This window comes from Flavobacterium xizangense (genome assembly GCF_054075145.1).
Genome location: NZ_JBSIPG010000013.1, coordinates 65,343 through 87,123, shown reverse-complemented (window position 1 = coordinate 87,123; position 21,781 = coordinate 65,343). Strand labels below are relative to the sequence as shown.

Genomic DNA, 21,781 nt, shown 5'->3' with positions numbered 1-21,781 from the left:
TTAGTTAGTTAGTTAGTTAGTTAGTTAGTTAGTTAGTTAGTTAGTTAGTTAGTTAGTTAGTTAGTTAGTTAGTTAGTTAGTTTTGTTTTTTCTCATATTTTTTTTTATTTGGTTTTGGCCGGTGATGGGGAGGTTGGTTGGAATAGGATGATTATTTAAATTGCATGAATTAAAGTCAAATCGAATTCATTATTTCACAAAACTGCCTTAACTTTTTGTGATAAAAGGTATTTCTTCCATTTACAAATGCGGAGTACAAAAGATGGAAAATAAACAAAAGACTGATTAAAATAAACAAGGTTTTTAATTCATCAGTACGGCAGAATTTATCTCACAATTTTCCTTCAAGGTGCTAAAATGGAAGATCGCCCGCTTCATCCAGCCAGTTCTGAATGCCGGCAGTATGTTGTCCGGCCGAAATTCTCTCATTTTCATAATCATAAAGATCTTCATCATCATAATAATCAAGATAGGGATCTGCATCCTCATTATCCTGATCCGTGTGCATTTCTCCTGACCCCGTCAGCTGATTCAGGTAATTCTGTTCTGCAACCTGATTCCAGTCCGGAACATACAGATGATCATAAACTATGCTGATATTCCTGCTTATAAAATCCCTGACAAATTTCAGATATTCCTCAAGCTGCTCCAATATATCGATGTGCCCGTCATGGTCCGCATTCTTGTACAGCAACTGATACTTTTCTTCCACCAGCTGCTCCAGAAGTCTTGTGCATAAAGCGCATACTGCAATCACTTTTTCTTTATTGCTCCCGTAAAAGGAACTGTTAAGGCCGAAGATTTCGATAAAATTTAAATAGAAATGGTTTTTAAAAATGTGAATGAGTTCGTAAATTTCTTCAAGTGTTTCGCTGTTCAAAAGAAGATTTAGAAAAAACTCGAGCTCCAGTTTGCCTACCGCATAAATTAAAACTTTATTTTTAAGGCATTCCTTCAGGAAGGGCACAGAACAGGCACTGATAAATTCATCCTGGCAGAGAATGTTCCAATTTTTAATTTTTTTTCAGAATTCTTCCAATCTCCATGCAGTTTTTATGTTGCAGTGAAACCAAGAAAACGGCACTTTTGAACAGATCAATATTATTGCCGGCATTTTCGGCATAACAGGCATTAAGGTGCAGTAGCAGATGGTGTTCCGCTAAATTGCTGCCGAAAGGTGGAAAAAAGACAAACCATTGCGAAATGTGAATAGAGGAGAGCAGAATTCTTTCCCGTTCAAATTTATTATTTTCAATAAAATATTTAAGAAAATCTTCCAGTGAAGGATTAATAAAGGAAAAACCGGTTAAAGCTCTGGCCTTAAAGTGAACTATAAATCCGTCATTCAGTTTTCGGATGCTGTTGTTAAACGGATCAATAGTTTTGAAATAGTTGTTGTGCTTCACTTCGTAATTTAATCGTACCGAAAAGGCCTGCTCCAGTAATTCATCCGATACTTCTAAACCGAGCGAATAAAGCGTATTTAATAAAAACCTTTCCATGTCGCTGATTTGGTTCATATAGGCGTGTTTCCATATTTTTCTTGGATTGTCAAGATTGTCGATTATAAATGATTTATAATGGGCAGGATCAAATTCGCCCACAAGATGCCTGTCGGTATAAAACTCCAGATGTCTGGGAGAAAAATTTCTGTGGTCGCAAATAAGATAGGCAAGGCTTTTTAAAACTGCAGCCTGTTCGGGGCTTAACTCAGATTGCGCCAGATGGTTATCAAGCATACGGCGTTTTGCTCCATAAGAATACGAATGCAGCTCGATTTTATTTTCGCTTCGAAGCGGATTGAAATTTCTGAACCTTTCAGACTCATCCAAGAAGGTGTTCAAGATGAACTTTCTCGTATTTAATATGAGATATTTGTTTTGAGATTTCTCTATTCTTGATAGGATTTTCAGCAATGATGTTTCAGCTGCTTTAGTATTTCGGCCTGGGTATGGCCCAAGAAATCGTCAAAGTAAAATATCTGCCTGCTGTCGTCATCCCTTAAAATTCCTTCAATCTCTTTAATATCATCATAAATAACGGTCAGCTGGAAATCCTGAGAAAGATATTTGTAGATAAGAATTTCGGAGAGCGTGGTTTTTCCGACTCCCGGCTCGCCGGTGATAACCAGGAAACGGTTTTGAGTGAGGAGCTGCATGGCACTTCTCAGTTCTTTGATGCTTACAAAGAGCCTCAGCTTTTTTTTCATCCCGCTTTCTGAAAATTCACTGTTCCGGCCGGCAAATTTATACCGGTTTAATTTTTCAATCGCCAGGGAACTGGAAAACCATAATTTGAAATGTCGTTCTTCAATCTGTTTGTTGATTCGCAGTATGTCGTTAAGGTCATCCCTTCCCAGAATGTGCTCAAGAGTTATGATATAAGGGGCAAAAACAGCCTTGATTTCTTTTTTATTGTGTAGGCTCAACTCCAGTTAAGTAACAAAAAGATATTTTTTAGGTTAAGCCTTCTGACTTTTTCTAATTCTGATTTTAGTTCTCTTTTCAAAGACGTAAAAGTACCTTTACGGGAATGTTTGATCTGTACGGCAGCTTCAATGTCATTATCGGGAGTGGAAAGCAGCAGGTCCACGCCTCCGTCTTTGCCTTATTTAAAGCTTCTGAGCATGGAGCCGGACTCAAATTTAATGCTGGCATTCAGTAGATCACAGACTAATTTTTCAAAATCAATCGGATTCAGAGTAGAGAAATCATAATTCGGCATCAGGTATATTTTACGGGTGGGCGAGTTGTTATAAACTTCGCTGGCTTACGGTATTATTAATCAGTTTACAGATAGTAAAACGGATAAGCATTCGTAAAGAAGTTACTTTTTAAAAACCGTATTTCTACAGCTAATATAAGGCAAATTAATTACTAATTACGCCATTTTTGATGCCTTGAAACGGCATCTTCTAAATACAGTGCCGCCTCTTTACTCAAAATAAACTGATTTGAACAGGACCGGCGTTAGGTGATTTCTTCAAAAAAACATCATATTACTAATGTTACTTGCCTCAATTTTACTAAATTTGAACAGCTGATTATAAGTTCAGGCAATATGATCAGGAGAGAAATTAAATCATTTTACGGTTAATGAAAATTAATAAGCTTTATATAAAAAATTTCAGAGGATATGATGCTCTTGAAGTAGATTTTCAATCCAATTTTAATCTTATTATCGGGGATAACGGAAGCGGAAAAACGGCGCTTCTGGAAGCCTTAACTGTTGCTATGTCATCTTTTTTTCTCGGAATCCGCAATGTGTATGCAAAGGGGATTTATAAAAATGATATCCGCATCGCAGCATTTGAATACTCCGAAGAGTATCAGTTTCCCGTAGAGATAGAAGCCTGCGGTATCATTAACGGTACGGAATTGTGCTGGAGCAGATCGCTGAGCGGAATCAAAAACCGCACAACCTCTACTGCAGCAAGGGAAGTGAGCCTTTATGCAGAACAGCTTCAGAATACCATATCCGCAGGAGAAAATGTAAATCTGCCTCTTTTGGCCTATTATGCGACAGGCCGTTTATTTGATGAAGCAAAAGAAACGCGTGTAAAGAAAGAGGAGGACTCCAAAGTGCATATTGCTTCGCGTTTCAGGGCGTACGATAAATGTCTAGAATCAAAATCAACTTACAAGGAATTTCATAAATGGTTTAAGGCCAAAGAAATTTCTCGAATCCAGAGGCGGGGTGAGGACACTGCCATGAGACTTGTGCAGCAGGCCGTGATCAGTAACCTTCCGGACTGCAGATATTTCTTTTATGAGTTTGACCCGGATAAACCGCAGGGATTGAAAGTGGAATTCAATGACGGAAGAGTGTTGCCATTCACTTACCTGAGCGACGGTACCAGAAACTTTTTTGCATTAATATCCGATATAGCCTATAAGGCCACTACTTTAAATCCGCATTTGAAAGAAAATGCCTTGCTTGAAACCGAGGGAATCATCCTGATTGATGAGCTGGATCTACATCTGCACCCGGAATGGCAGCGAAAAATCGTAAAGGCATTAAAATCCACTTTTCCGAAAATACAGTTTATCTGTACGACACATTCCCCATTTATTATTCAGGAAACCGAGGAGAACGAACTTCTGATTATACACAATAACAGGATAAGGGAAAACAACAGCGGGGTAAATCTGAGCATCGAAGATATAGCCGAGCTTCATCAGAAGGTTGAAAATCCGCAATGGAGCAAAAAACGCCAGGAACTTTACGAATTGGCACCGCTTTATTATGATGCGGTAAGAAAGGGAACTTTAAATGACGAGCTGAAAGAAAAGTTTCTGGATGCGGTAAGACCCTTTACCAATGATACGGCACTGTTTTCTGTAATGAAGGAAGAAGAAATTCTTCAGGAATATTTAAAAAATAGGAATGAGAGCGATCAATAAAGGCGCAGCGCCGGCTGTTTACAGAAGATACGGTGAAGCCAGACATGATCTGGCAGGACAGATCGGGTACTACTGTTCCTACTGTGAAATGGGAACAAATAACATGATTGAGGTGGAGCATGTGCACCCGATACATCATGGCGGGGACGAACTCAGCTGGGAAAATTTCCTGCTTTCCTGCAAGTACTGCAATACGATAAAAAGTGATAATAATACCGGCAGGAACGGTTATTACTGGCCTGATATTGATAATACCGATCTGCTGTTTGATTATACGCTGGATAATAGAATACTTCAGTTAAAGCCATCTTTAGATGCCGGCCAGCAGGCTATTGCCCAAAGTCTCATTACGTTGGTTGGACTGGACAGATATCCCGGAAATCCAAATGAACCTACCGAGGCTGATTCTAGGTGGAGGCTGAGAGACGAAGTAAAGATTACGGCTATGTCATCTTATAACCGCTGGAGCATTGTGAGAAATGACGCTCCCAGTGCGGGAAAAAAGATGCTAGCAGAACAGATTGCAGAAACATCTTTAATTGGATTTTATTCGCTTTGGTGCAAGATTTTTGAAACAGAACAAGAGGTTTTGCATGAAATTGAATTGGTCTGGAGCGATCGATATAATACCTATAAGGAGTTTGTTGTAAATACAGCAGATCGAGTGGTAAGGGCTAATGGACAGATCTAGTATTTTTTTAAATGCTCTCATTACCTGAACTATGTTTTTTTGTAGATGGGCGAAGTTTTTTAATTTTTAGGAAGTGTAAGACTTCGTTAGTTATATTTCTATTTTTTTAGATTGTTTTTTTCTCTTCTCTTCTTTTTTTTAGATTTTTTTTAGTTTTTGCAGATTTTTTTTGATTTTGGCAGGTGAATGAGCAGATGGTTGGAATTTCTGTTTTATTTAAAAAGCTGGATGATGCAGCTATTCTTTTCTAAAGACTTTTGTTTTAAATCCGTAAGTAAATTAACTAAAAGAATGCTTATTGGGCAAAGTTTGCAATTGCAATAGATCTCTTAAAATTGGCGACAAGACTATGTTTTATGAATTAATTGCTTTTCAGATAGTCTTGTCAATATATCAGTGAAACCAAACCCCATAGTTCCTCCAATCGAACTAACCCAGCCCCTGACAAAAATATCTTCGATTCCATCATCATTGAAATCTGCTCTGAACTGCTCCAATAAAGAAGTTTCAAAGCCCTCAAATTCTAAACTGAATTCGAAAACGCCAGGAGAAGTATCTAATTTAACAATTCCTCTTCTAACCATTTCACCAACGGAAACCCCTTCTTGAATGTAACTGTCCAGTCTGCCTTCAGCATCGAAAAGAATACTCGGAGAAAGATAATCAAGCATGTTTATATTTATCCATGGTTCGTCAATAAAAGAAACTTTGGGCATTTTCGCCTTTTTCAATGCATCAATAAATTCCTCAAAGAAGGAAAAAGTATGCGATGTTTTAATGGCGTATGTAGTAAGAGGATAAAATCCTTTGCCGCAAGCTTCCTTCCACTCATTTAATGTAGAGACAATAATTTTCTCATCATTGTCATTTGATAATTCCAGATAATCATCATCATTATAAATCAGCAGCTTTTTGTCTAAAAGACTTGAGAAATCTGTATCCAAATAGAACACATCAAATATTTCATCGATAAATTCGATGCCTACAGGCAGTTTAATTTCTCTGATTTTCCAATCTTTTATCGCCGCATCTCGCAGAATATTTTTCAGCTCCTCTGCATTTATAATATTTGCTGAAAGAGCAGCCTGCAGTTTTGAAATAATTAATCCTTTATTTTTCTTTTTTTTCAGCTTCTCGATTTCAGTTTTGACTTTTACTTCAGCTGCGGAAGCAAGCGAAATATAATAAAGAATGCTGTTCTTGGTAAAAATATCATTGCTTTTTCTTAAGTTGCATTTACTGTGTGAAGGCACCAGGTTGTATAAGCCATTCAGGTTGAAATCGTAATCCAAACCTAGATCATTTCTAACTTTTTCAAATTCTTCCGGTTTGTTCTTTAGAGATTCAGGGATTATATGATCTATCTCTAGATCTCCCCAATCTAAATTCTGACTGCAGTAGAAGCATAAATTCTTATGTACTATCCAAATAGCGCTTCTAGTTACATTGTCAAATGTTGTTTTACTCATATTGTTCCTGATATTACAGCTGGTACAATCGCAATTGCTTTGGTCTGCAGATTAAAAATAGTAGCTATTTAATTACAAAAGTATTTTGCGTGTGCAGAATGACTCATCATTGTTTTGCAGCTTTTTTTTGAGCTGTTTTGAAGTAGCTGATAATTTTTTTGTTCTTATAAAGTGCTTCATTTCTCTTCCAGTAATCATAAGCCTCCTGGACCGATCGAGTGGGAATTCCAGCATCAAAATTCGGTTCGCCTGGTATTCTGTAAGGAAGCGGTTTTAAATGTTTGCTCTTTAGAACTTCATTAATAAAAAAAAGGTTTGTTTTAATTGCCTCTTTCAGATGTTTGTCTGCCTGCTCAAAATTGCCGTTCAAAATATGTATTGCAACTGTGCCGAATTTAAATTCTATTGAGAAGTCATCTGCATGCTGATGCAATAAGTCCTCCGCCTTTTTGTACTCTTCAGCGGCAAAGAGAGTTTCAAGCAGAAGATACCTGATTCCCTGATGGTCTTCTTCATTTAAATCTAAGTTTAGTTTATAAATCTCGGCAGCTTCGGAAAATTTCTTATGGTAGTGGCATTCTAGCCCAAAATTCTGGCAAGCTCTTAAAAACGGCCTGTTGTTTATATTGAACCAAGCAATTTTATCCTTTTTTAAATCAAATGTTTCAGGCAGGCAGCCAATTCCTAATTTAAATGCTTTCTCAGCAGCCAGCAGGCTTTCAAAGTCCTTTCCCTGGGTCCTGAATGCAATGCTGAGATGGATATAGGCATCTATGTAATAAGGATGTTCTGCGATGAGTTTTTTTAGGATCTTTTCGGCTAACAGACTGTTGTTATCAATATAATCTACAGCATTCCAAAATAGAGTACTGACCTCTTCGTTATCAATGGATTTTGGGTTTATAAATTCCCAATTATTATCATGATAGTTTTGAACTATTGGTTTTTCCAATTTATTGAACATAAAAATGTTTGTTATAATTTTTTTCTCATTTTACTAATCTTAAAAGCCTAAAGCAGCGGCAGACCAATACTGTTTATTAATCCAAAGATTCCCTCCAGTAGATCGGTAATAAATTTGATCGAAAGTGTCTCGAGGACAAGAATCCTAAATAATCAAAATGACTGGTAAAGATGCTGAATTTTTTTTCTTCGGAAAATAATTTTTTTTCTTCAAGCATTTCCTCTTTGTACGTTTCAAAAGCATCGTATAAGTGAACAGAACATTTTGCATGCCCGCTTTTTCTGCTCATATTTTCAGTAAATAAAAAGTCTTCTGAATCGCCGTCCGGAAACCAGATCTGTAGATCTATTTCAGGGTAATTTTCAGAGACTAACTGTTTTACCAAATTATAAAGATAGGGTTCATTTAAAATTATTGACCATTCAGCCAGAAGAGGGATGAGCATTGAAGAGTGAGGTTCCGAAATGCTGTTTCCCAAATGTATTTCTGCCAGTTCTTCATAATCTGTTCTGAACAGCGGTATAAAACTTTTCAATCTGAAGCAGTCATTAAGCCCTATAATTAAGCTGGCAATCCAATTTTTTGCAAATTCAAATTCATTTGCTTTATATAGAAGGATTAATGCTAGGGATATTTCGATCAGATGTTCGTCATATTCCGGATATTTTGAAGGAGGGTTGTTAGCAATTAGGCATTTCAGCCCCTTCACATATTCATTTACATTTGAAATGCAGACATTTGCATAGTCTGTATTTTTTATAAGCGTTTGTATTTGGCACTCTGCTATTTCTGTTAAAGCAATAGAACTTAGAAGACCGATTTGTTCCCAGACAGTTAAAGAATATTCCAATTGGTTCCTTGAGAACACAAACAGAGAGTGTTTAACATACAAGTGTTCTCTGACTTTTATAAAATATTCACGTCCGATATTGATTTTTACAGTGTGGATATTATAAAATTCATCCAGAGCATAGTCTTTTTTTAATAAGTCATTTTTTCGCATCCAGTTCCATGTTAATAAAATAGTGCGCTCAGACGCTATAACAGCTTGTTTTAAATTTTTGGCATCTTTTGACCATTTGAAGATTACGCTGAAACATACCCTGACAATTCTCAATACCTTAAGAACTTCTTTTTTCTTATCCGTTTTGCTTTCAAACAATTTTTCCAATAAAGAGTAATAATGATTGCAGTCATAATCAGCCAAATCTATAAAAGCTAGAGTTTTGCGCAGCAGAATTTTGAATTCATGCGGAAATAGCTGTTCAGCCAGCAGGTGTTCGTCCGTATATGTTGCTATTTTATCGATGCCCCAAAAATCAAATTCAATTTTATCAGATTGGGAATTTTCATCGATAAAACTATTCCAGTTGAATTGTACCGTCTGCTCCAGAACGCCATTGGTAGCGACAATGATTTTTTTTGGAAGCGTCCTTTGGCTTTTTAAAAGTATTTTGGGAATATAAACATCCAAGATTTCATTTAGTGTCTGCCTTATTGAATTTGGATTGCTGTCCCAGACATTTCTGGTGATATTTCCCTGTTTTACAGCAAATAAAAATACCTTTTTTATTCCGTCACTGTCTACGCCTACAGCAGAAATATCCACTCCAAACTGTCTTCCTCGCTGAGGTTTTGAAACCGGGAGTATGTTCATGCTGAACAGGAGATCCGTAAGCAGCGAATCTAATTCACCATCCTCTTTAAGCAATTCTAAGTATTCTTTTAAAACAAATTTCATATTTCTCTTTTGTAAGTTCTGTATACAGCTCTGATTTTTTCCTGCCCGATAGCATCTATAAATTCACCTCTGGGAAATTCAGCGCTGTATTCTATTCGGGACATTTCTGTTTTCTCAGTGTATTGGCCCTGATATTTAGAAAACATTCCCTTTCCTGTTCTCAGCTGAATATTTTTGCAAAGGCTTAAGAAGGAGTCTTTGCTTTCTGCTGCGGCTTTCTGTTTTATTTGAAATCCCTTCTGATGTATGCTGTTATAAATTTTGAGCCTTTTGTCTGATGGGTTGAATTCGTTTATAAAATCAAGCTGGTTTATTTTTTCGTAATAGTTTTTATTGACTTCTATTATCTCAGCAATCACTCTCTGAACTTTTTGGGATGATTTTCTTTTCTCTTCTTCCAGATATTCAATGGTTGATGGATAGTTAAAGACGACATAATCGTTAAAAATTGCCTTTAAAAAAGCAACACACTCCATATCATCAATCTTGATTTTCAAAATCGAAAAAATCGAAGAACGCATCAGCTCTTTGAAGTAAATGTAACTGACGATTTTAGCCACAATAAACTGGATATCTTTCGTACTAAGGCCGGCAATATAATCCCCGTCCAGCGCCAAATCCTTAAACTCGTAGTGAGGTATTTCCATCAGCAGTTTACTGATCGCTGCATGTAAAACGGGCTGATCGCTATTTAGCCACATGGTCACCATTTTTATAAAATAGGCACTGTTTTTTTCGTGCAGCTGCTGGACAGCATCACTAAATACCAATATTTTCCCTGCTCTTTTTGTATCAAATAACAGCCATTCCTGAAGGAATTTTTCCAATGACTCAGGACTGTCTGCTATAAGCTTCTGTAACACGGAGTAATTTAACTGGCTGATAATTGAATGGTATTCAGGATCAATAGCTGTAAAATTAAGCAATACTGCTGTATATAGTCCGGTATTGCTTTGGTATTCAATTTCGTAGCTGAGAATTCTGGCAATCTGATATAGTACATCCTGTGAGCTTGATTTTGACAATGAAATCAAATATTCATCTGCTTCAGGGATTATCTTAATGAATTTGCCGAGCACTCTGGAAATCTGGCTGAAAAATATTGTATTGTTATTTTCAATATCTGTTTTGATCAAATTAAAAATCAAGTCCCTAAAATCGTTTTTTTGGATAAATTCTTCATCTGTGAGAGTAATTAAAAAGGCATATCCCTGTTTTTTTAATTCGTCTGAACTATTTTCCAATAAGAGTTCCGCTTCCGTAAATTTATTGAATGTGCTGCCTGATTTACTGATTCCATCCATCACAGAGGGAATTAGTGTGAGTATTTCTATACTTTCGTTTGCCTTAATTTTAAGGAAAAGATCCAGGCCTTTATCAGGCGATGATGCACAAAACTTATTTACAGCATTATAGAGCTGATAGGATAATGCGTTATTTTCAATTTGCTTGAATATAGCGGGAAGAAGATTTATCAAATGATCTACATCTATGTCTTCCTGGTGTAAATTGCTGCAGAATGAACGGAATTCATTCCAGAACGTATTTTTATGTAATGAATTTTCCAGATTGGATAAAGTTTCACTCATGATTTTCTGTTTTTTTTTATTTCACTTTTTCTTAGCTGCAGCTATAGTAATAGTTTACACCATAAAGCGCTGGTTGTATTTGTCAGCTATTGAAGCTGGTTATCAAAGAGATTGTACTCATAATCCCAGTCATCAAAATCATCTACATTTATTTTAAGTAATTTAGGCTTAAATGAATCTCTATTTAAAAAGTGGTAAAATAATTTCATGAAAGGGGCATGATTCTTTATTTTGTCGATATTAATGATGTTAATGCCGGGTTTAGTAGACTGTGCAATAAATGGCATCACGGCGCTCAGTGAATTTAGTTTTTCGTAATCAAGATCTTCATATTCTTTTGCTTTGATGTTGTATGATGCCGTTTGTCCGTCGATTTCGAATTCATAAGAATTTAAACCTTCAACACGAAGAAGCTCCAGACGAAATTTAATATTTTTGAAATGCAGATTATTGTCGTAACTATCCATTCGGCTCCATAAATTTTTCGGATTATGCTGCAGTTCTTTTACTAATCTGCTGCAGTGGGCAAGAAAAATTACTTCACCTGATATAAGCTGCAGGCCGGGTCCTGAGGATCCGTCGAAAAATTGTGTATAGGTAGCTGAGAAATTTATCAGACAGCCAAATTTCTTATAGCTGGTTTTTTTAAATGCTTCATACAGAGAAACTTTTATTATAGAAGCTATCAGCATCTTTTGGATATTTTCAGGAGCTTCAGGGAGCAGAATTTCACAGTGGGGTATGTCGCGGTATTGTTTCTTTTCCGTGGATTTTTTAACTTCCAGCATCGACAGCAATTTCTTTATTTTTTTTAGTTTTTTACTTATTTCAGCCTCCTGTAAGTTTGCCTGGTGTAAGTGCGGGAAATATTTGTTTCTCACCGAATGGCAGTCTGGAAGTTTTTCTTGTATTTCGTCCCAGGAAAATAGGACTACATTTATTCCATGAGTGATGCTCGCATTGAAGCAAGCCTTTTGCAGCGTAATGTCTTTTTTTATTGTTGTGGCAAAAAAAAGCTTTTCGATTGGAAATGGAAAATTTTTAACTTGTTCTAAAGTCTCTGATAGGTCGTTTAGAAGTTCTTTTAGTATCAATTTTCTATTTCTATTTAAATCTTTTTTTTTGGCCTGTATTCCAGTTCTTAAAACAGGGCTGTAAATATCTATTCCATGCTGTAGATTACCTTTTGAACCATACTCTTCAAATGTTTCAGTCGCATATATAGCATTAAACAAATCTTTGAGAAAAGCTTGGAATCTGTATTCGTCTCCTAAAGGTTCATATTGGAAATTCATTTTTATTTTGGTTTAATATTATTGTCTTACGTGTTTTCTAAAAGATCGGACAATTTCAAAAATCCCGATGCCTAAAAATATCCTTGATGCAAAATCAAATAAAGCTGTCCATCCTCCAAGCGGACTTACGTCGGACATAAAATCTATCCTATGTAAAGGATTAATGAACTCGAAAAAGAAAGGCAGTATGGCCTCACAAAAATAAACAGCTCCATTCACGCTAAAATCAATATTTATTTCTTTAAGGCTTCCATTAAATAAGCCAAAGAAAAGGAAGGTTATAAGCAAAGTAACTAAAAATGCCCTTATCCAGTCAGTGCCATGGCTGCTAAAGATCCTGGATGCTGTAATGGCTATTCTAGATCCTAAATCACCATCGCCTGCCTTAGAGGCATTTTTTAAATATTCATAAAGATATTTTTGGGAAATTTTGTAATAGAAGGCTTTATCTTTGGTATTGTTCTGCCTGACTGCCGCTGTGTATAAATCATTGTAAACATTATAGTAGTTTAAATAATCATCCAGAGCTTTAACATCCGGTATTTTCGTATGGAGCAGTTTTACCGCTGATAGATCTGAATTTTTAATTTCTATCTTATAGCTTTCGAACAGCAGTGATTTAAGTTCGAGGATTCCCGGTGAGGAATTATGAACGCTGAACTGAACCTCTATTTTTTCTAAATAAGCCAGAAATTCATTGGAATGATTCTGTTCCATGAATCTGCGGAAGCCAAAAAGAGGGTAGTTGCCCGTAAGTATTTCAAGAGAACCCATATTTAAGGATAATTGTGAAAGGAAAGCGAATTCCCGTACATCCGGCAATGCAGATTTTCGATATTTTTCAATAAAGGGAGCAAGCGGCTTTTCAATAAAGCCCTCGGCTCCAGCTGGCACTATATTCGAAAAGTAAATTTTACCGCCGTTGTTCAATTCGTAAATTGCTATCTTTTTATTTTTTATTCGGGTAAAATCCAGTCTGGAGGCTGTGTTTAAATATCCTGTTAAATTGATAATGTTGATGACGCAGGTTTTAGCAAAAGTTGTGATGCCGGACTGCGAAATCACAGAGAGCGTATGAATAAGCAGAAACATGCCGGTAAATGAAAAACTCGTTTTTTCATCCAGGGGTCTTATATCCAGAAGCAGGATTTTTCCGCCTTCGATCATTATTCCGTTCCGGGCTTCAATTCTGTGGAAAATAAGATATTGTAAAATGCAGTTTTGAATTATAAAAGCCTTTTCAAACTGGCAGTTTTCCAGGTTGAAAGTATTTGCTTCAATGAATATGATCCTGAAATCTTTTGAGAATGTGCATTGCTTAAATTCTATGGAATCTTCGCAGTGGGTATTCTCGATAACTACATCTTCAAAAGTACAGTTTAGGAATGTTATAGTTTCCTTTATGTTCCTGCTGCGGATAACCAGTATACCAGTTATATTTTTATTGGCAATCAATTTTGTGCCATATGCTGAAACTGAGGATATTTTCTTCGTATCAGCAAGTAAATCTAAAATTTCTGAAGCGCTAATATTGTCCAAGGAGCTCATTTATTTTATGGTATTTAAAGATATAAAATGAAATTGAAATATGGAGTATGTTAGGTTTTGTAATTCTCAGGATTGAATGGAACTTTTATAAAAATGTCATAAAATTCTTTGGTACTGTACAACTTAATAATGTAACATTTCTTAATCTTTGCTGCGGGGCAGTTTTTTAAGTTTATCGTTCCATAGTTTATGATCTGATGCAGGCACAGCCATCTTTAAAAGAATCTGGGGACGTGATAAAGCAACATATACTATTCGAAGTTCTTCCAGATCTTTAGGGGTTAAAATCGTAGGATCGGATTTCAAAAGAGTATCATAATTTTTACCGGCTCTTTTGCCAAGCAGCAATAATACTGCTTGAAAAGTTTTTCCTTTTACTGAGTGCACGGTTCCAAAATAGAATGGATGCAGTTTCTCGCTGTTTAAATCTTCCCCGAAATAATCATCGATAGAGACATTACCAAACTGAAGGTCAATTTGGAATTCGAGATTTATTGAAGATATCTTAAATCTTGCATTTGCTTCATTTACCCAGGAAGTAATAGTTTTATCTTTAGTTAAGGGAAGAGAGTTTATGAAATTAAAAACCTCATTTCTATGATTTTTGATTCCATGGACAGATATCCGATCTGCTAAGAACTGTGAGCTGCAATAAAACCGGTCTTCTAAGGGACGCTGCAGTGCTTCAAAATATCCCTTTTCCATCAGTTTGTATCCTTTGCTGAATAACCCATTCTCATACATATGTTTACCTTTGAGAATGTTTCTGACATGATAATGGTTTGCAAACCATGGTATAGTTTTAAAACCATGGATGTCTGAACTAAGTCCCAAATATTTTGAACTGGCAGTGCCTCTATATAAGACAGCAGTATTTTCCTTATCTATTGGAATATTATTTGCTGAGCACTCTTTGAGGAAATTTTCTAAGATTTCATTGAAGCTTTCCGTACTTTCTTCAATCGTTATTATAGTAGTATCTTTTAAGGTCGCTTTCTTAGGTAAAAGGTAACTATCGATAGAAGGTTCCAGAACATAATCTTTGACTTTTTCGTTGACTGCCTTTATTTCTGAGAAAGAAGACAGATTCTTAATGAAATTGCAGATAAGCTGTGAGCTTCTTCGGTTTTCATCCAAAAGTATTTTGTCCCATAAATCATATTTTATATCAAACAATTCAGGACGTGCATCATTCCATTCAAATATTGACTGGTCTCTGTCCCCGACAAGCATAATATTATCAGCCCCTTTCTCATTTAATATATCTATGATTTGCATGTGCACGTCATTGGTATCCTGGCATTCATCAATTAAAAAATGCGAAAATTTGTTAGCGAGATTCTCGGCAATTAATGGATATTTTTGAAGGACTTTTAAAGAAATGTAATTAGCGTCGGACTGATTGGCATATCCTTTTTTAAACAATGCTTTTTTAGATCTTATGATTGCCAGAATATTTCCATTTACCTGTCCATTATTATTATGATACTTCCAGATAAAGTTAAAAGCCTGATAAGGCGCAATAGCAGTAAGCTGATCATTAGAGTCAAAAGTGGTCTTGTCAAAAAACTGATCATAATCTCTGTCGTGCCTTTTTATACTCCACGCGCCATGAGGCTCACCAACTAATTCAGGTCGTGAATCACAGCCCATAATGAGGTGTCCGAAGGGAAGGAATATAAAAGTATTTATAAAACTGTCTATGGTGCCAAAAAAGTGAGGATGTTTTAAGGGGACGTGTGTGAAGAAAACTTTGGAAAGCTTATCTTCAACTTCCTGGCAGGCAATATTAGTAAATGAGATTACGCAAAGGCCTTTTTTTTCTGAACTTTGCTCTCTCAATAATCGCGATATTCTTGCGGCCAGCGAGAAAGTTTTTCCGCTTCCAGGACATGCTTTAACAACTACTGTTCCTTTATTGTAATCCAGTATCTTCTTCTGTCCCTTAGATAAAGTGCTGTACATAACTATATCTTTTTATCAATTACCCATTTGATGGCATTTTGAAGATACACTGGAATAACAAAATTCTTTCGGAAATTGGGAATTTCGTCAAAAGCGTATGAGAGAAACTCGGCTAACTCAGATTTATCCTTATTTGATTTCAGTTTTTTTAATATATCAGCAGCAAGTAAGAATTTATCAGCTTTTGGATCTACATAACCTGCCGAATGCATTTTATTATAAATTGATCCTATAATATTGGCATTTATGTCAGAAGCCGTTATCAGCTCATATTCAAACGTATGTTCTGCCAGTTCAACGTGAAGATTTTCAGAAGCTAAATTTTGTGCTTTAATTGCGCGGTCGGAAAACTTGTTAAATCTAGCAGCTAATATTTTTTTTATAAAAATCTCTTTATCTTCGTACCCTGCAATTTTTATTGTGCTGGCTGGATTAAAATCCTTAATCCTATTATTTTCGTCTATTACTTTTAAGTTTTTCAGCTCTTTGAATATATCTGTCGCCTTAGCCTTTGTTATATTTTCAGTTTTACTAATAAAATTTCCGGCCTTTATTATGCTTCTGTCGTCATCAGTTATAATAGTGCAGAAAGTGGATAATCTCTTTTTTTCATCCGGACTGTTAAAAAGATTTGCGAAAGGTTCAAAAGCAACACCGTTTATATTTACAATTTCAATTCCGTTTTTATCCAGATCATAGTCAGACCCCATCATTATTGCGAAAGTTGGAAGCAGAAGAGCTTCTGATATCCCTTCTACAAGAATACAGCCGCTGGCAAAGAATAACTGCGATTTGGTAACATCTAAAAATTTTCTGAGATATGATTTATTTTTTGGTGAGAGAGCTGATTTTTTAGTTGTAAATAATGCTGTATTGTTTTCTTCATTTTTTTGAAGTATCAATAAATTGTCTAGGTCAGATTTGGCTGTGATAGTTGGGGAATGTGATGTAATAAAAATCTGTACCCCAAGATCCTGAAGCGTGTTCAGATAATTAAAAAAAGTATTTTGTCTCTGAGGATGCAGGTGTGCTTCAGGCTCTTCTATAAGCAGTGCATAATAATGTTCTATTTTTTGATCTCTTCTGCTTTTAAGATCGCCAAGTACAGCTGATGATAGAATAATGTTATTATCACCCAGACCATTCTGGCTGATATCAAAGTATTTCTGAAGATGAATGTCTTTTCCCAGAACGGTATCTGAATAGACAGGTTTTCGCGTAAGAAACCCTTTTACAATGTTATCATACTTATATTCTAAAAGCTTCAAATGTACTTTTGAGCTTTTTTTCTTAATATCAGCTTTATCCAGATGCTCGTTTATGAACTGCTGTCCGGTATTGATCAGCCCAGTCCAGTCCTCGTTTTTAAGAACCGCTTCAAGAGCCTGCGAAAGTTCATTTTTTTTGTCAAAAGTAAGAGGGATATTTTTTACACCATCTGGATCAGGTATTTCATAAGATGTCATATCTCTGAATAAAGAAGTTATCTTATTGTTTACTGCATAGGGACGAAGCTCCTGTTCTGCATTTCGCAATGGTTCTAGATACGAATAATATATTTGCTGCAGCTCAGAGATCTCCACTACAGCATTTGTTCCTCCTGTTGCTTTCCATTTTAATTTGTCGTTACCAGCCGCATCTTTTTCAATTTCATATCGAAAATGGAGCCTTAAATTGATATTGCTGGCTTTTTTAGGATCCTGCCATAACAGTGAATGAAAGATATTCCGGTCCTCGGCATCTTCTATCTTAAATTCCATAAGAAATTCAATAGGTTCCAAAACATCGGAAATTATACTTTTGTTGATATAAAAATCTTCTGGATTTTTTATGCCAATATCTCTCCATTGTCTGCCCAGACTCAGACAAATGCGTAAAGCATCCATTATAGTGCTTTTACCGGCATTATTTTCCCCTATTATAATATTTACCCCTTTATTAAATTCAACCACTAAATGCTCAATAGATCTGAATTTAGTAATTGTTAGTCTTTCAATGTACATGGTCAGCTGGTTAGTTTTTAGGTTTTAAATATATTAATTACTGTTTTTAAATAATTACGGTTTTCCGTAACCATAATTCAAATTGCTGTTTTTTTGCTTTTTTTCTTTAGTGTAAGATTATTATAAGCCATTTTCTTCTTATTTCAAAATTTTTAAACTGGTAGTATAAACCTGTTTTCATTCGAAACGGCTAAAAAGGGCAGCCAAGATAGCGCCAGTCGTCTGCTGCATGCGCATAACGGACTCCAGTTTCCTTTCGTCCGCCCTTCGGGACTTATAGCACTCCGCATCCTTGTAACTGACGCTTGATCTGTGCTTTCTTTTTTTTCGTTTTTTCTTTTGAAAACAATTTTTTTAAAGGGCGGAGCGGGGCTTAAGGAAGCAGGAAATCAATAGTTATTGATTAAGTATTTCATAAAGTATTCATTAGGTATTGATCAGTGTTCAACAAATTATTTACTCATTTTTAAAATTTAAAGGTTATGGAAATTACAGGAAGAGTTACAGCAGATGCGGCAGTACGCAGAGCAGGAGAAAAAGAAGTTTTGAGTTTTAGCATAGCGGTTAATGACCGTTATAAGGTGGCGGGAAGTTCGGAGTACAAAGAGGTGACAACTTTTATCAATTGTTCGTACTGGCTCAGTATGAAAGCAGGGGAGTGGGTTAAGAAAGGAGCAGTGGTGCTTCTAAACGGCAGACTAGGTATGCATGTGTATATCAACAGCGAAGGAAATCCAATAGGCAGCATTGACTTTCACGTTAATGCAATAAATATTATTGCTTTTGCAAAAAGAAGCGGTGCCAAAGGTGATGAGGAGGAAAAGGCGGTAAGTGTGCAGGAGGGGAACAGCAGAACTGCTGTTAAGACAGGGAAAGACAAGGCTGGGGAAGATGTGCCCTTTTAATTGGATGTTTAACTTTAAAAATCAGAAATCATGGGACATAATATTTATTATAATGAACAGACCCAGAAGCACAGTTTTTTCAGTGTAAAGGAAAAAGCATGGCACAATCTTGGGCAGATAGTGGAAGAATACCCTACAAGCGCGGCAGCAATAGCGCATGCAGGATTGGATTTTGAAGTGGAGAAAAGAAGGCTTTTTACGCCTTCTTCTCCAATTGTAACGCAGGATTTTATTACTGCAGGAACGCTTGACGTTCCCGATTACTGCAGTACGGTGCGTACCGATAATGATACGGTATTAGGGATAGTAGGGAAGGATTACCATATAGTACAGAACAGGGATGCTTTTTCTTTTTTTGACAGCATAGTCGGGGGAGACGGTATCATGTATGAGACCGCTGGCGCGTTGGGCAACGGTGAGAAAATCTTTATCACGGCAAAACTTCCTGATTACATCCGCGTAGGAAAAGAAGATCTCATTGAGAAGTATCTTTTCCTGACTACCTCGCATGACGGAAGTGGCAGTATTACGGCAGCTTTTACGCCCATACGCATAGTATGCGCCAATACACTTAATGCCGCGATGCAATCTAAAACCAATACGGTGCGCATCCGTCATACTTCAAATGCTAAAGACCGCCTTGAGCAGGCGCATAAAGTTATGGGTATTTCAGATACATTGTCCAGCAGTCTTGAAGCGCTTTTTAATTATTGGACAAAGACCCGTATATCAGACCCGGAAGTTAAAAAGCTAATCCAACATGCTATGGCCCCAGGCAGGGAAGTATTAAAAAAACTGAAGGAGGGAAGAAACGAGGAATTATCAGCCTGCTTCAATAATATGGTAGATAATGCCTTTGAATATGCAATGAGCCATCCTACACAGCTCACTGATACGACTAAAGGAACAGTATTCGGTGCGTATAATGCTATAACGGGGTATTTTCAGAATGTGAGAAAGTACAAGAATGACGAGGCAAAAGTATCTTCCATTCTAATGGGAGGAACGGCGCAGTTAAGAGGTCAGGCCGCTTTTGACTTATGCCTTGATTTTGCTGTTAAGGGCTTTAGTTCTTATTTAGTGCAGAATTCATTTTTTTTAAAGGAGAATACAGGCAGTTTTAGACTGCCTGTATTTTTAATGCCGATGGCGCTGCAAATCTAACCGATTTACAGCGCGGTTTTATTTTAGTATGTTTTATGCATTATATCGCTTTTGGAAGAATTTTTGCCTGATTTGGATAGAATTTGCGTGAAAGCGTTGATTTACATTTGTTTATGTTCTTTTTGAATCATCTCATGTTTCCCATTCTAACCAACTGAGCGCTATGAATCTCAAACCTCACATAAGAAATCGTATTATTGAAATCATCAGCCTGCTGTATGCTCTTCTTTTTGTTTATGCCGCAGTGGCTAAGATACTGGATTTTGAAAATTTTCAGATTCAGCTCGGCCAGTCGCCACTTTTAAGTGTGTATGCCTGGTGGGTTTCCTTCGCAGTACCGGCGATTGAAATTTTAATTTCAATATTATTATGTATTCCACGGTTCAAAAGCATTGGTCTTTTTTTCGCCTTGGGCCTGATGGTAATGTTTTCTGCCTATATTTTTTTAATACTTAATTTCAGTTCATTTGTTCCTTGTTCATGCGGTGGTATTTTGGAGAAAATGAGCTGGAATACTCATCTTGTTTTTAATTTATTCTTTGTTTTCCTAGCCTTGGTAGCTTTGCTGTTTAAGGCTGATATTACAGGATACTTGTTTAGTAGTAAAACAAAAAAACTTCTAATAAAAACAGGACTTGTATTGGTTTTAAGCCCGCTTGTTGTTTTAGCTTTATTTCTCTATTCAGAACATATTGTGCACAATGAAAACCCATTCATACGGCGTTATCCACAACATCCCGTAATGATGACTTATCAAAAGGATCTACAATTTAATTCCTACTATTTTGCAGGCTACTCAAAGGGGAGAATTTATCTTGGAAACTATACAAATCCACTGCATTTGATAGCAATGAACGGCAACCAGGAAGACGAACAAGAAATCAAAATTACTTTTAACCCAAAGAAAATCCCCTTTTCATTTGTACGTATTATAGTTTGCGATGACTATTTTTTTCTGATAGACGGAACAGTTCCTGCCATTTTCAGAGGCATGACTTCCGATTGGAGAATAAACAAAGAACTTAAAGACAGCCCTTATTTTAATTTGGCGGTTCCCATTGACTCCACCAGTTTTATATTTCGCTCAAGCAACGGGGAGAATTCGTCCCGAATAATTGGTATTTATTCCTCTGAAAGGGTCCCCAGAATCTCGTATAGCAAAAGATTTTTGACAAAGCAGATTGATGGTGTTTTCGATACCGACGGCATGTTGCTTTATGAGGAAAAACTAAAGAAGTCCGTTTACCTCTATTATTATCGCAATGAATTTGTGGTGGGTGACAGAGATGGAAAAGTAGTCGAAAAGGGCAAAACGATCGATACCAATACTACGGCAAAAATTAAGATTGCCCATTTGAAAAATGGAGACAGAGCAATGTCTGCACCTGCACTTATGGTAAACCAGCACTCAGCAATCTGTTACAATCTTCTTTTTGTTCATTCGCAGGTGAAAGGGCAGTTTGAGCTGGAAAAAGTTTGGGAGCAATCTTCAATTATTGATGTTTATGACATCGAAAAACGTATCTATCGAATGAGTTTTTCCGTTTATGGCATCCACGGCAAAAAACTTGAATCCTTCTATGTGACACCCACTCATTTGTATGCACTGATAGGAAATCAGCTAGTGGTTCATGAATTGAGATCAATTTTAAAAAATGAATTTCGACACTTTGACAGCGGTTCGAAATGATGATATACCGGCCAGTATCAGGATTTAGATCGAAAACCTGTAGAAAAAAGTAGATCAAAGTTTAATATAAATAGTAGAAATCATGAAAAATTTAATTTTAAGAAACTTTGCTCCATTAGCAGTAATTGTAATGGGAGTTTCCGGTGCATTTTTAACTACTTCAATGCAGAGCGCCGCAAAAGCGTTGCCAAATGGCTATACGCTTAATGCGCAAGGAGCTTGTAATGTGGAAGTGAATTGCAGTAACATCAACACCCGTCCGATCTGTCGCCAATTTGGAGACACCGGACCCCAGGCCTTTGGCAAAGTAGGAAATAATTGTCCTACTGAACTTTACAAACCAAATTGATATTA

Annotated in this window: 15 protein-coding genes and 1 pseudogene; 6 read left to right on the top strand and 10 right to left on the bottom strand. The window is 36.4% G+C overall.

Going from position 1 to position 21,781, the window contains the following annotated elements; translation table 11 throughout:
- Positions 1–352: 352 nt before the first annotated feature.
- Both ACWA1B_RS20350 and ACWA1B_RS20345 read right to left on the bottom strand, forming a co-directional pair.
- Positions 353–880 (bottom strand): hypothetical protein, encoded by a 528-nt coding sequence (locus tag ACWA1B_RS20350; protein ID WP_456910121.1) that lies wholly within the window; start codon positions 878–880, stop codon positions 353–355.
- Positions 881–1,013: 133 nt separating this feature from the next.
- Positions 1,014–2,158: pseudogene (locus tag ACWA1B_RS20345) on the bottom strand (nSTAND3 domain-containing NTPase).
- Positions 2,159–3,095: 937 nt separating this feature from the next.
- Between ACWA1B_RS20345 and ACWA1B_RS20340 the strand changes: the two are divergent.
- A complete protein-coding gene (locus ACWA1B_RS20340; protein WP_456910119.1) occupies positions 3,096–4,403 on the top strand; it encodes an AAA family ATPase in 1,308 nt (435 codons plus the stop codon).
- Entirely contained in the window at positions 4,387–5,094 is a 708-nt protein-coding gene (locus ACWA1B_RS20335) for an HNH endonuclease (RefSeq protein ID WP_456910117.1), read from the top strand. The genes ACWA1B_RS20340 and ACWA1B_RS20335 overlap by 17 nt, the downstream gene beginning before the upstream one ends.
- A gap of 347 nt (positions 5,095–5,441) precedes the next feature.
- Here the strand turns inward: ACWA1B_RS20335 and ACWA1B_RS20330 are convergent, their stop codons facing one another.
- The 8 genes from ACWA1B_RS20330 to ACWA1B_RS20295 form a co-directional block, all read right to left on the bottom strand.
- On the bottom strand, positions 5,442–6,563 hold the full coding sequence (locus ACWA1B_RS20330) for an HNH endonuclease (protein WP_456910115.1): 1,122 nt from the start codon (positions 6,561–6,563) through the stop codon (positions 5,442–5,444).
- Between the two features lie 106 nt (positions 6,564–6,669).
- Positions 6,670–7,515, bottom strand: coding sequence for a tetratricopeptide repeat protein (locus tag ACWA1B_RS20325; RefSeq protein WP_456910113.1), 846 nt, complete (start codon positions 7,513–7,515; stop codon positions 6,670–6,672).
- Between the two features lie 88 nt (positions 7,516–7,603).
- Positions 7,604–9,268 (bottom strand): argonaute/piwi family protein, encoded by a 1,665-nt coding sequence (locus ACWA1B_RS20320; RefSeq protein WP_456910111.1) that lies wholly within the window; start codon positions 9,266–9,268, stop codon positions 7,604–7,606.
- On the bottom strand, positions 9,265–10,857 hold the full coding sequence (locus tag ACWA1B_RS20315; protein WP_456910109.1) for a hypothetical protein: 1,593 nt from the start codon (positions 10,855–10,857) through the stop codon (positions 9,265–9,267). The genes ACWA1B_RS20320 and ACWA1B_RS20315 overlap by 4 nt, the downstream gene beginning before the upstream one ends.
- 86 nt (positions 10,858–10,943) lie before the next feature.
- Positions 10,944–12,152, bottom strand: coding sequence for a hypothetical protein (locus ACWA1B_RS20310; RefSeq protein WP_456910107.1), 1,209 nt, complete (start codon positions 12,150–12,152; stop codon positions 10,944–10,946).
- An 18-nt stretch (positions 12,153–12,170) separates the two neighbouring features.
- Positions 12,171–13,700, bottom strand: a complete 1,530-nt coding sequence (locus ACWA1B_RS20305) for a hypothetical protein (protein ID WP_456910105.1) — start codon at positions 13,698–13,700, stop codon at positions 12,171–12,173.
- A gap of 141 nt (positions 13,701–13,841) precedes the next feature.
- Positions 13,842–15,665, bottom strand: a complete 1,824-nt coding sequence (locus ACWA1B_RS20300; RefSeq protein WP_456910103.1) for a UvrD-helicase domain-containing protein — start codon at positions 15,663–15,665, stop codon at positions 13,842–13,844.
- 2 nt (positions 15,666–15,667) lie between these two features.
- The gene (locus tag ACWA1B_RS20295) at positions 15,668–17,668 is read right to left on the bottom strand and encodes an ATP-dependent nuclease (RefSeq protein ID WP_456910101.1); all 2,001 of its coding nucleotides are present in this window, start codon (positions 17,666–17,668) and stop codon (positions 15,668–15,670) included.
- Between the two features lie 482 nt (positions 17,669–18,150).
- Here ACWA1B_RS20295 and ACWA1B_RS20290 point away from each other — a divergent pair, with 482 nt between their 5' ends.
- The 4 genes from ACWA1B_RS20290 (at position 18,151) to ACWA1B_RS20275 (ending at position 21,776) form a co-directional block, all read left to right on the top strand.
- The gene (locus ACWA1B_RS20290; protein WP_456910099.1) at positions 18,151–18,573 is read left to right on the top strand and encodes a single-stranded DNA-binding protein; all 423 of its coding nucleotides are present in this window, start codon (positions 18,151–18,153) and stop codon (positions 18,571–18,573) included.
- Positions 18,574–18,603: 30 nt separating this feature from the next.
- Entirely contained in the window at positions 18,604–19,737 is a 1,134-nt protein-coding gene (locus ACWA1B_RS20285) for a DUF932 domain-containing protein (RefSeq protein ID WP_456910097.1), read from the top strand.
- A 163-nt stretch (positions 19,738–19,900) separates the two neighbouring features.
- Positions 19,901–21,427, top strand: coding sequence for a MauE/DoxX family redox-associated membrane protein (locus ACWA1B_RS20280; RefSeq protein ID WP_456910095.1), 1,527 nt, complete (start codon positions 19,901–19,903; stop codon positions 21,425–21,427).
- A gap of 82 nt (positions 21,428–21,509) precedes the next feature.
- Positions 21,510–21,776 (top strand): hypothetical protein, encoded by a 267-nt coding sequence (locus ACWA1B_RS20275; RefSeq protein ID WP_456910093.1) that lies wholly within the window; start codon positions 21,510–21,512, stop codon positions 21,774–21,776.
- Positions 21,777–21,781: the final 5 nt, after the last annotated feature.

Excerpts from the sequence above, each read along its gene's own strand:
- ACWA1B_RS20310 (WP_456910107.1), bottom strand. The coding sequence starts at position 12,152 with ATGAATTTCCAATATGAACCTTTAGGAGACGAATACAGATTCCAAGCT.
- ACWA1B_RS20315 (WP_456910109.1), bottom strand. The coding sequence starts at position 10,857 with ATGAGTGAAACTTTATCCAATCTGGAAAATTCATTACATAAAAATACG.
- ACWA1B_RS20295 (WP_456910101.1), bottom strand. The coding sequence starts at position 17,668 with ATGTACATTGAAAGACTAACAATTACTAAATTCAGATCTATTGAGCAT.
- ACWA1B_RS20290 (WP_456910099.1), top strand. The coding sequence starts at position 18,151 with ATGGAAATTACAGGAAGAGTTACAGCAGATGCGGCAGTACGCAGAGCA.
- ACWA1B_RS20275 (WP_456910093.1), top strand. The coding sequence starts at position 21,510 with ATGAAAAATTTAATTTTAAGAAACTTTGCTCCATTAGCAGTAATTGTA.
- ACWA1B_RS20335 (WP_456910117.1), top strand. The coding sequence starts at position 4,387 with ATGAGAGCGATCAATAAAGGCGCAGCGCCGGCTGTTTACAGAAGATAC.
- ACWA1B_RS20280 (WP_456910095.1), top strand. The coding sequence starts at position 19,901 with ATGAATCTCAAACCTCACATAAGAAATCGTATTATTGAAATCATCAGC.
- ACWA1B_RS20300 (WP_456910103.1), bottom strand. The coding sequence starts at position 15,665 with ATGTACAGCACTTTATCTAAGGGACAGAAGAAGATACTGGATTACAAT.
- ACWA1B_RS20285 (WP_456910097.1), top strand. The coding sequence starts at position 18,604 with ATGGGACATAATATTTATTATAATGAACAGACCCAGAAGCACAGTTTT.
- ACWA1B_RS20340 (WP_456910119.1), top strand. The coding sequence starts at position 3,096 with ATGAAAATTAATAAGCTTTATATAAAAAATTTCAGAGGATATGATGCT.
- ACWA1B_RS20330 (WP_456910115.1), bottom strand. The coding sequence starts at position 6,563 with ATGAGTAAAACAACATTTGACAATGTAACTAGAAGCGCTATTTGGATA.
- ACWA1B_RS20305 (WP_456910105.1), bottom strand. The coding sequence starts at position 13,700 with ATGAGCTCCTTGGACAATATTAGCGCTTCAGAAATTTTAGATTTACTT.
- ACWA1B_RS20320 (WP_456910111.1), bottom strand. The coding sequence starts at position 9,268 with ATGAAATTTGTTTTAAAAGAATACTTAGAATTGCTTAAAGAGGATGGT.